Annotated in this window: 11 protein-coding genes; 9 read left to right on the top strand and 2 right to left on the bottom strand. The window is 55.6% G+C overall.

The annotated features are described in order from the left end of the window. Positions 1 to 2 precede the first annotated feature (2 nt). Both ACIPDS_RS13530 and ACIPDS_RS13525 read right to left on the bottom strand, forming a co-directional pair. The gene (locus ACIPDS_RS13530; protein ID WP_400736609.1) at positions 3 to 446 is read right to left on the bottom strand and encodes an acetyltransferase; all 444 of its coding nucleotides are present in this window, start codon (positions 444 to 446) and stop codon (positions 3 to 5) included. 185 nt (positions 447 to 631) lie between these two features. Next, the gene (locus ACIPDS_RS13525) at positions 632 to 838 is read right to left on the bottom strand and encodes a YbfA family protein (RefSeq protein WP_061283424.1); all 207 of its coding nucleotides are present in this window, start codon (positions 836 to 838) and stop codon (positions 632 to 634) included. Positions 839 to 1,143: 305 nt separating this feature from the next. On the opposite strand from ACIPDS_RS13525, the gene kdpF reads away from it, so the two are divergent. The 9 genes from kdpF (at position 1,144) to potE (ending at position 13,067) form a co-directional block, all read left to right on the top strand. Then, a complete protein-coding gene (kdpF, locus tag ACIPDS_RS13520) occupies positions 1,144 to 1,233 on the top strand; it encodes a K(+)-transporting ATPase subunit F (RefSeq protein WP_077625464.1) in 90 nt (29 codons plus the stop codon). Continuing rightward, positions 1,233 to 2,912 carry a potassium-transporting ATPase subunit KdpA gene (gene kdpA, locus ACIPDS_RS13515; RefSeq protein WP_400736603.1) on the top strand — a complete coding sequence of 560 codons (1,680 nt, stop codon included), beginning with the start codon at positions 1,233 to 1,235 and terminating at the stop codon, positions 2,910 to 2,912. Before kdpF ends, kdpA begins: the two co-directional genes overlap by 1 nt. 20 nt (positions 2,913 to 2,932) lie before the next feature. Next, positions 2,933 to 4,981 (top strand): potassium-transporting ATPase subunit KdpB, encoded by a 2,049-nt coding sequence (gene kdpB, locus ACIPDS_RS13510; protein ID WP_400736600.1) that lies wholly within the window; start codon positions 2,933 to 2,935, stop codon positions 4,979 to 4,981. A gap of 10 nt (positions 4,982 to 4,991) precedes the next feature. Continuing rightward, positions 4,992 to 5,567: a potassium-transporting ATPase subunit KdpC gene (gene kdpC / locus ACIPDS_RS13505; RefSeq protein ID WP_400736768.1), complete on the top strand. Its 576-nt coding sequence runs from the start codon at positions 4,992 to 4,994 to the stop codon at positions 5,565 to 5,567. A 2-nt stretch (positions 5,568 to 5,569) separates the two neighbouring features. Then, positions 5,570 to 8,257: a two-component system sensor histidine kinase KdpD gene (gene kdpD / locus ACIPDS_RS13500; protein WP_400736765.1), complete on the top strand. Its 2,688-nt coding sequence runs from the start codon at positions 5,570 to 5,572 to the stop codon at positions 8,255 to 8,257. After that, positions 8,254 to 8,931: a two-component system response regulator KdpE gene (gene kdpE, locus ACIPDS_RS13495; RefSeq protein ID WP_400736597.1), complete on the top strand. Its 678-nt coding sequence runs from the start codon at positions 8,254 to 8,256 to the stop codon at positions 8,929 to 8,931. Before kdpD ends, kdpE begins: the two co-directional genes overlap by 4 nt. Before the next feature lie 279 nt (positions 8,932 to 9,210). Then, the gene (gene speFL / locus ACIPDS_RS13490; RefSeq protein ID WP_006819052.1) at positions 9,211 to 9,315 is read left to right on the top strand and encodes a leader peptide SpeFL; all 105 of its coding nucleotides are present in this window, start codon (positions 9,211 to 9,213) and stop codon (positions 9,313 to 9,315) included. 243 nt (positions 9,316 to 9,558) lie between these two features. Then, positions 9,559 to 11,754, top strand: a complete 2,196-nt coding sequence (gene speF / locus ACIPDS_RS13485) for an ornithine decarboxylase SpeF (RefSeq protein WP_400736592.1) — start codon at positions 9,559 to 9,561, stop codon at positions 11,752 to 11,754. Further along, positions 11,751 to 13,067, top strand: a complete 1,317-nt coding sequence (gene potE / locus ACIPDS_RS13480; RefSeq protein ID WP_166514857.1) for a putrescine-ornithine antiporter — start codon at positions 11,751 to 11,753, stop codon at positions 13,065 to 13,067. Before speF ends, potE begins: the two co-directional genes overlap by 4 nt. Positions 13,068 to 13,472 lie beyond the last annotated feature (405 nt).

The raw sequence follows: 13,472 nt of genomic DNA, 5'->3' as shown, positions 1-13,472 counted from the left end.
GTTTAGACGGCCTGCGCTTTTTTCAGGTGTAACAGGGGATACGCCCTTCCCTGACCGTCCCGGTCGGAACGCCCTGACACCTCAAAGCCCATATGTTGATAAAACCCAACCGCCTGCTGGTTTTGTTCATTCACATCCACACTTAAATCAGGGTGCAGGGCCAGGGCATGTGAGATCAACTGCTTTCCTACGCCCAGTCCGCGAGCGGAGGCGTCAACAAACAGCGCTTCCAGATGACCTTCATGTAAAAACATAAATCCGATTGGCTGGTCTTCTTCATTTGTGGCAACCCATACCGGGGTCTGTGAAAAGAAACCGACAACTTCCTGTTCGATCTCCTGACGGTCGTGCGCGGTAAGAAAATCGTGGGTCGCATCCACGGAATTTCGCCAGATCTGAATAATTTCAGGTGCTTCAGAAGGCTGTGACATTCTGATTTTTAACATCGTGCTTTCCTCAAAGAGTCATTATTGGGTGGTATTGGCAGACAATACCCATCGCGCAAATTTACTATAGTAAATATAAATTCACAATAGTGTTCTTAAGGGGGTCTCTTACGCCAGTCAGCAGACGAAAAAAAACCGCTCCGTTTTAACGGAGCGGTTTTAAACACTGATACACGACCTCAATATTAATAGAAGTCGCAGGCGGCCTCTTCAGCCTGTTCCATCCATACCGGCTTATCGCTGGTTTTCGACCAGACGCGGTGCAGATAGCTATAAAAACGGGCGCGGTCTTTCCAGAACAACATCACCGGTAGCGCAACAATCCCCGCCACCACGGCGAAAGTACGGCGCAGCAATACTATGTGTGCAGGATATTTTTTATACAGTTCCATATTCTCTCCCCTAAGTTGGCCGGCAATCAGCGCCGGAAAATAAACCTGAGTAATCTGACTAAAAGAGTACCGCCTTTTGTGTAATTTTACTACTCATCCGACCACTTTTTTAGTCCCGTTTGGCCGTTATTTACATTCACCGCGTAACTGAGTTACACGGTTGTTAAATTAATACTAACCATTAGTTAAATTGTGCCTTTTGCCATTTTTATACTTTTTTTACACCCCGCCATTCTATTTTTGCAAAATCTTTGCACCCGAAATCCTACGCTTAGCGCCATAACATACCCGTTCGGAGGTGGATTGTGACTACAGGCGTAATAGCCGGCGTGGTGCTGGTGTTCCTGTTACTGGCGTATCTGGTTTATGCCCTTTTAAAGGCGGAGGCGCTGTGATGGCTGCTCAAGGATTTTTACTGGTCGCCAGCTTCCTGCTGGTGCTGTTTGTGCTCGCGCGCCCGCTGGGAAAAGTGCTGGCGGGGATGATCGCCAATACCCCACTGCCGGGTCTGGCCGGTTGCGAAAAGGGTCTCTGGCGTGTATTGGGTATCTCCAGGCAAGAGATGAGCTGGGGGCGATACGTTATCGCCATATTGCTGCTCAATGTTTGCGGGTTGGTGGCCCTGTTCGCGCTGCTGATGTTGCAAGGCTACCTGCCTTTGAACCCGCAGCAGCTGCCGGGGCTGTCCTGGCATCTGGCGCTCAATACCGCCGTCAGCTTTGTCAGCAACACCAACTGGCAATCCTACAGCGGTGAAACCACGCTGAGCTATCTAAGCCAGATGGCTGGGTTGACGGTGCAAAACTTCCTCTCCGCCGCGACCGGTATCGCCGTACTCTTTGCCCTGGTGCGTGCCTTTGCACGCCAGAGTACGAGTACCCTGGGTAACGCCTGGGTCGATATCACCCGCATAACGCTTTGGCTGTTGCTGCCAATATCCCTGTTGCTGGCGTTGTTCTTCATTCAGCAAGGCGCACTGCAAAACGTTTTACCTTATCAGCCGTTTACCACCCTTGAAGGTGTGCACCAGGTGCTGCCGATGGGGCCAGTGGCGTCGCAGGAAGCCATTAAAATGCTCGGCACAAACGGCGGTGGGTTCTTTAATGCCAACTCGTCGCACCCGTTTGAAAACCCGACCGCGCTGACAAACTTCGTGCAAATGCTGGCGATCTTCTTGATCCCGGCGGCCCTGTGTTTCGCGTTTGGCGATGCGGTGGGCGACAACCGTCAGGGCCGCGCCATCCTGTGGGCGATGAGCTTAATTTTCGTCATCTGCGTGGCAGTGGTGATGTGGGCCGAAACCGAGGGTAACCCGCATCTGTTACAGCTTGGCGCTAACAGCAGCATCAACATGGAAGGCAAAGAGAGCCGCTTTGGCATTCTTGCCAGCAGTCTGTATGCGGTCGTCACCACGGCGGCGTCGTGCGGGGCGGTAAACGCGATGCACGACTCCTTTACCGCGTTGGGTGGCATGATCCCAATGTGGCTGATGCAGATTGGCGAGGTGGTGTTTGGCGGCGTGGGCTCCGGCCTTTACGGCATGTTGCTGTTCGTTCTGCTGGCGGTGTTTATCGCCGGGCTGATGATTGGTCGTACCCCGGAATACCTCGGCAAGAAAATCGATGTCCCCGAGATGAAAATGACCGCGCTGGCGATTCTGGTGACGCCAACGCTGGTGCTGCTTGGTACGGCGCTGGCAATGATGACCGACGCAGGACGCAGCGCGATGGCCAACCCCGGCTCGCACGGTTTTAGCGAAGTGCTGTACGCCGTGTCATCTGCCGCCAACAACAACGGCAGCGCCTTTGCGGGGCTTAGCGCCAATACCCCGTTCTGGAACGTTCTTCTTGCCGTTTGTATGTTCGTTGGCCGCTTCGGCGTCATCATTCCGGTACTGGCAATTGCCGGTTCGCTGGTCACTAAAAAAATACAGCCCGCCACCCCGGGTACGCTGGCCACTCACGATGCGCTGTTTATCGGCCTGCTGATTGGCACCGTGCTGCTGGTCGGCGCCCTGACCTTTATTCCCGCCCTGGCGATTGGCCCGGTGGCGGAACATCTTTCCCTGTTTTGAGTGATGCGGAGCTATTGGTTATGAGTCGTAAACAACTGGCCCTGTTCGAACCGTCGCTGGTTCGTCAGGCGATTATCGACGCCGTGAAGAAGCTCAATCCTGCCCTTCAGTGGCGCAACCCGGTGATGTTCATCGTCTGGTTAGGCAGCGTCCTGACCACGGCCCTCACCGCCGCCATGGCGGGCGGTATCCTGCCCGGCAATGTCGGGTTTACCGGCGCAATTACGCTGTGGCTATGGTTTACCGTGCTGTTTGCCAACTTTGCCGAAGCCATGGCCGAGGGACGCAGCAAGGCGCAGGCCAACAGCCTAAGGGGAGTTAAGAAAACAGCATTTGCGCGTAAGCTGCGCGAAGCCCGTTACGGCGCGGAAATGGATCACGTTCCGGCCGACGAGCTGCGCAAAGGCGATGTGGTGCTGGTGGAAGCGGGCGACATTATTCCTTGCGACGGCGAAGTGATTGAAGGCGGCGCGTCGGTCGATGAGAGCGCGATTACCGGGGAGTCTGCCCCGGTTATTCGCGAGTCCGGCGGCGACTTTGCCTCGGTCACCGGCGGGACGCGCATTCTTTCCGACTGGCTGGTGGTGCGCTGTAGTGTAAACCCAGGCGAAACGTTCCTCGACCGCATGATAGCCATGGTGGAAGGCGCACAGCGTCGCAAAACGCCAAACGAAATCGCCCTGACCATTCTGCTGGTGGCGCTAACCATCGTCTTTTTACTGGCAACCGCCACGCTGTGGCCGTTTTCCGCCTGGAGCGGAACGCCGATAAGCGTCACCGTGCTGGTAGCCCTGCTGGTGTGTCTTATCCCCACGACTATCGGCGGCCTGCTGTCGGCGATTGGCGTGGCGGGGATGAGCAGGATGCTTGGGGCAAACGTGATTGCCACCAGCGGTCGTGCGGTAGAAGCCGCAGGCGACGTGGATGTGCTGCTGCTGGACAAAACCGGCACCATCACGCTCGGCAACCGTCAGGCCTCGCAGTTTCTCCCAGCCCTAGGCGTTGACGAGAAAACCCTGGCCGATGCCGCACAGCTTTCATCGCTGGCGGATGAAACGCCGGAAGGCCGCAGCATCGTGGTACTGGCAAAACAGCGCTTTAACCTGCGCGAACGCGATGTGCAGGTGCTGCACGCCACTTTCGTTCCGTTTACCGCCCAGAGCCGGATGAGCGGCATCAACATCGACAACCGCCTGATCCGTAAAGGCTCCGTTGACGCCATTCGCCGTCATATTGAAAGCAACGGCGGAAACTTCCCGCCAGACGTTGAGCAAAAGGTGGAAAGCGTCGCCAGCCTCGGCGCAACGCCATTAGTGGTCGCGGAAGGCGCGCGGGTACTCGGCGTCATTGCGCTTAAAGATATCGTCAAAGGCGGCATTAAAGAGCGTTTTGCCCAGCTGCGTAAAATGGGCATTAAGACGGTGATGATCACTGGCGATAACCGCCTGACCGCCGCGGCGATTGCTGCCGAAGCGGGGGTTGATGATTTTCTTGCCGAAGCCACGCCGGAAGCCAAGCTGGCGCTGATTCGTCAGTACCAGTCGGAAGGTCGAATGGTGGCCATGACCGGTGATGGCACCAACGACGCCCCGGCGCTGGCGCAGGCTGACGTCGCGGTGGCGATGAACTCCGGTACCCAGGCGGCGAAAGAAGCCGGCAACATGGTCGATCTCGATTCCAACCCGACCAAACTGATTGAAGTGGTGCATATCGGTAAACAGATGCTGATGACCCGTGGTTCGCTGACCACTTTTAGTATCGCTAACGACGTGGCGAAGTATTTCGCCATTATTCCAGCGGCATTTGCCGCCAGCTGGCCGCAGTTAGGCGTGCTGAATATTATGCATCTGCACTCCCCCAACTCGGCCATTCTCAGCGCCGTTATCTTTAACGCGTTGATTATCGTCTTCCTGCTGCCGCTGGCGCTCAAAGGCGTGAGCTATCGCCCGCTGTCCGCGTCGGCAATGCTGCGCCGCAACCTGTGGATTTATGGTGCAGGTGGCCTGGTGGTGCCGTTTATCGGTATTAAGATCATTGATGTACTGTTAACCCTGCTGGGTTGGGTGTGAGGAAAAAATGATGTCTGCATTACGTCCTGCTGTGGTGATTTTTCTGTTTCTGACCCTGGTCACCGGCGGGCTTTATCCGCTGCTGACCACCGCGCTCGGCCAATGGTTTTTTCATACCCAGGCTAACGGATCGCTTATTTTTGAAAACCATGAACTGCGCGGATCGCAGCTGATCGGCCAGCAGTTTAGCGATCCGCGTTATTTTCAGGGGCGTCCTTCCGCAACCGCCGATATGGCCGATAACCCGATGGCTTCCGGCGGCAGTAACCTGGCCGCCAGCAACCCGGCGCTGGATAAACAGTTCGCTGAGCGCATAGCGGCACTGCGCGCCGCTAATCCTGACGCCAGCCCTACCGTACCAGTAGAACTGGTGACCGCCTCCGCCAGCGGGTTGGATCCCAATCTGACGCCTGCCGCCGCATTGTGGCAGGTGCCGCGCATCGCCAAAGCACGTCAGGTTTCTACCCAGTGGCTGACCCAGCAAATTGAGGCCGCCACCTCGACGCCGCTGCTCGGCTTTCTCGGTCAACCTGTGGTAAATATTACTGAGCTGAATATGGCGCTGGATGCCCACAAGGATAATTGATGATGACCGACGAGCCGCTGCGTCCGAACCCGGATCGCCTGCTGGAACACACCGCTGACGCGCACCGGGGGAAATTAAAGATTTTCTTCGGTGCCTGCGCCGGGGTGGGAAAAACCTGGGCAATGCTGGCCGAGGCGCAGCGTCTGCGGCAGCAAGGGCTGGATGTGCTGGCGGGCGTAGTGGAAACTCACGGGCGCAAAGAGACGGCGGCGATGCTCAAGGGGCTCAGCACGCTGCCGCCTAAACGCAGCGCCTACCGTGGGCGCTACGTGGTGGAGTTCGATCTCGACGCCGCCCTCGCCCGTCGTCCGGCGCTGGTGTTAATGGATGAGCTGGCGCACAGCAATGCGCCCGGCTCCCGCCACCCCAAACGCTGGCAGGATATTGATGAACTGCTTGAGGCCGGCATCGATGTTTTTACTACCGTTAACGTCCAGCATCTTGAAAGCCTGAACGACGTGGTCAGCGGCGTCACCGGAATTCAGGTGCGCGAAACGGTTCCCGATCCCTTTTTTGATGCGGCTGATGAAGTGGTGCTGGTCGATCTGCCCCCGGACGATCTGCGCCAGCGTCTGAACGAAGGCAAGGTGTATCTGGCGGGGCAAGCCGAGCGGGCGATTGAAAACTTCTTTCGCAAGGGCAACCTGATTGCCCTGCGCGAACTGGCGTTGCGCCGCACCGCTGAACGGGTTGACGATCAGATGCGCGCCTGGCGCGATACGCAGGGGCAGGAGAAAGTCTGGCATACCCACGATGCTATCTTGCTGTGTATCGGCCATCATACCGGCAGTGAAAAGCTGGTGCGCACCGCCGCACGTCTGGCGTCGCGGCTGGGCAGCGCCTGGCATGCGGTGTATGTCGAAACGCCGACGCTGCACCGTCTGCCGGAGCCGCAGCGGCGCGCTATCCTCAACGCTTTACGTCTGGCGCAGGAGCTGGGGGCCGAAACCGCCACGCTTTCCGAGCCGTCGGAGGAAGCCGCGCTTATCCGCTACGCGCGCGAGCACAACCTCGGCAAAATCGTCATTGGTCGCCAGAAAAAGCGCCAGTGGTGGCGCGGCGAACGTTTTAGTGAACGGCTCTCGCGCCACGCGCCGGAGTTAGATCTGGTGGTCGTCGGCGTCGATGAAACCCCGCTGCCGCTGCCGGAGCGCCCGCACGACAAGCGGCCGTTTATCGATAAATGGCGTGTGCAGATCCGCGGCTGTCTGGTGGCGGTAGGGCTATGCGCGGCGATTACGCTTATCGCCAACCAATGGCTGATAGCCTTTGAGGCCGCCAACCTGGTGATGCTCTATTTACTGGGCGTGGTCATCGTGGCCCTGTTCTACGGTCGCTGGCCGTCGGTGCTGGCGACGGTGATTAACGTGGTCAGCTTTGATCTCTTCTTCATTGCGCCACGCGGCACGCTGGCAGTTTCGGATGTGCAGTACCTGCTGACGTTTGGCGTTATGCTCACCGTGGGGCTGGTGATTGGTAATCTGACCGCGGGCGTGCGTTATCAGGCGCGGGTGGCGCGTTATCGCGAGCAGCGAACCCGCCATCTGTACGAAATGTCGAAAACGCTGGCCGTGGGCCGTAACGCGTTCGATATTGCCCATACCTGCGAACAGTACATTCGTTCAACTTTCCACGCTCGCAGCCAGGTCCTATTACCGGATGAGCAGGGTAAATTAACGGCGGTGACCCATCAGGAAGGGATGACGCCGTGGGATGAGGCCATCGCCCACTGGAGCTTTGACAAAGGATTACCCGCCGGGGCCGGAACCGATACTTTGCCCGGCGTGCCCTATCAAATCTTACCGCTGCGCAGCGCTAACCATACCCACGGGCTTATCGTGGTTGAACCGAATAATCTGCGCCAACTGATGATCCCGGAACAACAGCGGCTACTGGAAACCTTTACTCTGCTGGTCGCCAGCGCCCTGGAGCGTCTGGCATTGACCGCCAGCGAAGAGCAGTCACGGCTTATCAGCGAACGTGAAAGCCTACGCAACTCGCTGCTGGCCGCCCTCTCCCACGATCTGCGCACGCCGCTCACCGTACTGTTTGGCCAGGCCGAAATTTTGACCCTCGATCTCGCCAGCAGCGGTTCGCCGTATGCCCCGCAGGCCAATGAGATCCGCCAGCACGTGCTGAACACAACCCGGCTGGTGAATAATTTGCTGGATATGGCCCGCATTCAGTCGGGAGGGTTTAATCTCAATAAAGAGTGGCTGACCCTCGAGGAGGTCGTCGGCAGCGCGCTAAGAATGCTGGAACCGGGACTTGGCGGGCGCAAAATCGCCCTCTCATTGCCCGATCCACTGATGCTGGTGCATCTTGACGGGCCACTGTTTGAACGGGTGCTGATTAATCTGCTGGAAAACGCGGTGAAATATGCCGGGCATGATGCGGAAATCGGTATTAGCGCCTCCCTTAAGGACGATAACCTGCTGCTTGATGTCTGGGATACCGGCCCGGGGATCCCTGGCGGCCAGGAGCAGCAGATTTTCGCCAAGTTTACCCGGGGCAGCAAGGAGTCGGCCATTCCTGGCGTCGGTCTGGGGCTCGCCATCTGTCAGGCAATTGTTGAGATTCACGGCGGTACGCTTACCGCGCACAACCGCCCGCAAGGCGGCGCCTGTTTTCGTGTTACACTGCCGCGAGAAACACCACCCGAACTTGAAGAGGTACCGGAGGAGCTGTGACCAGCGTTCTTATCGTTGAAGATGAACATGCCATTCGCCGTTTTCTGCGCACCGCGCTGGAAGCTGACGACCTGCGCGTTTATGACGCCGAGACCTTACAGCGTGGACTGCTGGAGGCCGCAACGCGTAAACCGGACCTGGTGATCCTCGACCTCGGCTTACCTGATGGCGACGGTCTTGAGTTTATTCGCGATATTCGTCAATGGAGTCCGGTGCCGATTATTGTGCTGTCGGCGCGTAGCGATGAGCACGATAAAATCGCCGCCCTCGATGCCGGAGCTGACGACTATCTCAGTAAACCTTTTGGCATCGGCGAATTGCAAGCGCGCCTGCGCGTGGCGCTGCGTCGTCATGCCAGCGCGCAGCCTCATGAACCGACCGTGACCTTCTCGAATATTACCGTTGACCTCGCGGCGCGTCGTATCGTCCGCGGCAGTGAAGAGATTCATCTCACCCCGATTGAGTTCCGCCTGCTGGCGGTGCTGCTCAATAACGTGGGTAAAGTGCTGACCCAACGCCAACTCTTAAGCCAGGTCTGGGGGCCAAATGCGGTGGAACATAGTCACTATTTACGCATTTATATGGGGCACCTGCGTCAGAAGCTGGAAATAGATCCCGCGCGCCCGCAGCATTTATTAACAGAAACCGGGATTGGCTACCGTTTTATGTTGTGAATATTTATTCACTATATCATTTCATATCCAGAAATTTATTAATCCACGTCTTTGTCCGCAAACTTAAATTATTAACCTGGCGTCACCATCTTTATTTAAATAGAATTAAAAACACTTCATTAACACAATCTCAACAATACAGCATTTCATCCTGCCGTTAAGCCTACCAATAACGAATTATTTTATTAATGATCTCCTGTTGTTGATCAACCTCACAGTTTTGAACCCATTCAGAGATAAAATGACTCCGCTTTAAGATATTCATTGGAGGTATACGAAATGGAAAATAATAACCGAATGATGCCCCACATAAGGCGGACAACACATATTATGATGTTTGCCCACCGCAATAGTTTCGACTTTCACTTCTTTAACGCCCGATAAGTCTTCCGACTTCGGGCGCCCCGCAGTTGTTCCTTGCTAATACAGGCTCTCGCCTGCTGCCAGCGCTCGCCATGACAAACCTATAATCTTCTGGCCACCGGACCAGTTGGGGTTTGTGACATCCTGAAAAAAATACCGACCTGATTTTATTATCAGCGGATCAGTATTGTTTTTTTCCGGCGATATCAATTTCTCATTTGAGAAATTGAGGGACTGCTATTACCTAAAATAAAGAGTCGAAAAATGTCTGAATTAAAAATTTCCGTCAGCCGTACATGTCCTGACTGTTTTACTACCCAGCGCAGTATTATCAACACCTGTGACACTAATTTTATTGATGTCGCCGCCGCCGTGTTATCCATTGAAGATATTGAGAGCGGTAAACTCGATGAAATAGATGCAACGGGTTATAACCTGCCTGTGTTTATTGCTATTAATAAAGACCAGATTGTGCCATCTGAATATCTCTCACGTATTCAAGGGGTATTTGAACACGACGAAACCCGCAACGATTTTTACGGTCGTCAGCTAGAAGCGGCAGCCCACAAGTATGAAGTGCAGTTACGCCCGCCGTTCTTTAGCGCGCTGGTGGATTACGTCGCGCAGGGTAACAGCGCCTTTGACTGCCCAGGGCATCAGGGCGGTGAATTCTTCCGTCGCCACCCCGCCGGTAATCAGTTCGTTGAATACTTTGGCGAAACGTTATTCCGCTCAGATTTGTGCAACGCCGACGTGGCGATGGGTGATCTGTTAATTCACGAAGGCGCGCCGTGCATTGCCCAGCAGCACGCGGCCAAAGTGTTTAACGCCGACAAGACCTATTTCGTGCTTAACGGGACCTCTTCCTCTAACAAAGTAGTGCTGAATGCGCTACTGACCCCAGGGGATTTGGTGCTGTTTGACCGTAACAACCATAAATCGAACCACCACGGCGCGCTGCTGCAAGCGGGCGCTACTCCGGTATATCTGGAAACCGCTCGTAACCCGTACGGCTTTATCGGCGGGATTGACGCCCACTGCTTTGAAGAGAGCTACCTGCGTGAATTAGTGGCGGAAGTGGCACCAAATCGCGCGCGCAACGAACGTCCGTTCCGCCTGGCGGTGATTCAGCTTGGCACCTACGACGGCACGATTTATAACGCCCGTCAGGTGGTGGATAAGATTGGTCACCTGTGCGACTACATCCTGTTTGACTCCGCCTGGGTAGGTTACGAGCAGTTTATCCCGATGATGGCCGACTGCTCGCCGCTGCTGCTCGAACTCAACGAAAATGACCCTGGTATTCTGGTGACTCAGTCGGTGCACAAACAGCAGGCCGGTTTCTCGCAGACATCGCAAATCCATAAAAAAGATAGCCATATCAAAGGCCAGCAGCGCTATGTTCCGCATAAACGCCTCAACAACGCCTTTATGATGCACGCTTCCACCAGCCCATTCTATCCGCTGTTTGCCGCGCTGGATATCAACGCCAAAATGCATGAAGGGCAAGCGGGCCGCAACATGTGGATGGACTGCGTCTCTAACGGTATCGAAGCGCGTAAGCTGATCCTCGACAACTGCCACCATATCCGTCCGTTTGTTCCAGAACAGGTAGACGGTAAAGCCTGGCAGTCCTACCCAACCAAACAAATCGCCAACGACCTGCACTTCTTCCACTTCGTTCCGGGCGAACGCTGGCATGGCTTTGAAGGCTACGCTGAGCATCAGTATTTTGTCGACCCGTGCAAACTGCTGCTGACCACGCCGGGCATTGACGGTAACGGCGAATACGACACCTTTGGGGTGCCTGCCACCATTCTGGCGAACTTCCTGCGCGAACACGGTGTGGTGCCGGAAAAATGCGATTTGAACTCCATTTTATTCCTGCTGACCCCGGCTGAGGACATGGCCAAACTGCAACAACTGGTGGCGCTGCTGGTGCGCTTTGAGGCGTTGCTGGAAGCCGATGCGCCGTTAAAAGAGGTTCTGCCTTCGCTATACGGTCAGTATAAAGAGCGCTATGCCGATTACACCCTGCGTCAGCTGTGTCAGGAGATGCATAACCTGTATGCCCGTCACAACGTTAAACAGCTGCAAAAAGAGATGTTCCGCAAGTCGCACTTCCCACGCGTCAGCATGAATCCGCAGGAAGCCAACTACGCCTACCTGCGCGGAGAGGTTGAGCTGGTTCCACTGGCGCTGGCGGAAGGTCGTATCGCCGCGGAAGGTGCACTGCCTTACCCTCCTGGCGTGCTGTGCGTTGTTCCGGGTGAAATCTGGGGGGATTCAGTCCTGCGTTACTTCACCGCGCTGGAAGAAGGGATCAACCTGTTGCCGGGCTTCGCGCCAGAGCTGCAGGGGGTTTATATCCAGGAGAATGATGGTCGCAAACAGGTGTGGTGCTATGTGATCCAGTCTCAGTTGCCGCAACCTGCGCTGCTGAAAGGGGAGAAATTATGAGCAAAGCCAACAATAAAATGGGTGTTATTCAGCTCACCATCCTGACAATGGTGAACATGATGGGCTCCGGTATTATCATGCTGCCCACCAAACTTGCTGAAGTCGGCACCATTTCCATTATCTCCTGGCTTGTCACCGCCGTCGGTTCGATGGCGCTGGCCTGGGCTTTCGCTAAGTGTGGGATGTTCAGCAAGAAATCCGGCGGGATGGGCGGCTATGCCGAGTATGCTTTTGGTAAGTCCGGCAACTTTATGGCCAACTATACCTACGGCGTTTCCCTGCTGATAGCCAACGTGGCAATCGCCATTTCGGCTGTGGGTTACGGCACCGAGTTATTCGGTGCCACGCTGAGCCCGGTGCAAATCGGCCTCGCCACCATCGGCGTGCTGTGGATTTGTACGGTTGCCAACTTCGGTGGCGCACGCATTACCGGGCAGATCAGTAGCATCACGGTATGGGGGGTTATCATTCCGGTGGTGGGTCTGTGCGTTATCGGTTGGTTCTGGTTTAGCCCAACGATGTACGTCGAATCCTGGAACCCGCATCACGTGCCGTTCTTCAGCGCCGTGGGCTCATCAATTGCCATGACGCTGTGGGCCTTCCTCGGTCTGGAATCCGCCTGTGCGAACGCAGAAGTAGTGGAAAATCCAGAACGTAACGTGCCTATCGCGGTACTGGGCGGGACGTTAGGGGCGGCGGTGATCTATATCGTCTCCACTAACGTGATTGCCGGGATTGTCCCGAATATGGATCTGGCAAACTCCACCGCGCCGTTCGGACTGGCCTTCGCGCAAATGTTCACGCCTGAAGTGGGTAAAGTGATTATGGCGCTGATGATCATGTCTTGCTGTGGTTCACTGCTTGGCTGGCAGTTCACTATCGCTCAGGTGTTCAAATCCTCTGCGGACGAGGGCTACTTCCCGAAAGTGTTCTCTAAGGTGAGCAAGGCTGATGCGCCGGTGAAAGGGATGCTGGTGATTGTGGTGATTCAGTCCGGGCTGTCGCTGATGACCATAAGCCCATCGCTGAATAACCAGTTCAACGTGCTGGTTAACCTGGCGGTTGTCACCAACATCATTCCGTACATCCTGTCGATGGCCGCTCTGGTCATTATCCAACGGATGGCGAATGTGCCGGCGGGTAAAGCGCGGATGGCTAATATCGTGGCCTTTATCGGTGCGATGTACAGCTTCTACGCCCTGTTCTCCTCTGGCGAAGAAGCCATGCTGTATGGTTCCATCGTGACCTTCCTCGGATGGACGCTCTACGGTCTGGTATCACCGCGTTTCGAATTGAAAAACAAACACGGTTAATCGCCATCCTCTGATTTTATCCATTAAAAAAGGGAGCCAATTGGCTCCCTTTTAAACGGGTGTTAAAGTCCAGATAGTCCAGTAGCCCGGACGAGGCGGCACGCCGACTCCGGGGAATTCCCGGCGGCGCTACGCCTGGACGGGCTACCGATTAGTGTTGACCGGAATTGAAAAACAAACACGGCTAATTCACCCTCCTCGGGTTTTATCCATTAAAAAAGGGAGCCAATTGGCTCCCTTTTAAACGGCTGATAAAGCCCAGATAGTCGAGTAGCCCGGACGAGGCGGCACGCCGACTCCGGGGAATTCCCGGCGGCGCTACGCTTGGCCGGGCTACCGATTAGTGTTGACCGGAATTGAAAAACAAACACGGTTAATCGCCATCCTCGGGTTTTATCCATTAAA

Origin of the sequence: Kluyvera sp. NPDC087067, assembly GCF_044745165.1 — a bacterium.
In the GTDB taxonomy this organism is placed as follows: Bacteria; Pseudomonadota; Gammaproteobacteria; order Enterobacterales; family Enterobacteriaceae; genus Kluyvera.
Note: the sequence above shows the minus strand (reverse complement) of the source record. Positions and strands in the feature narration are given on the sequence as shown.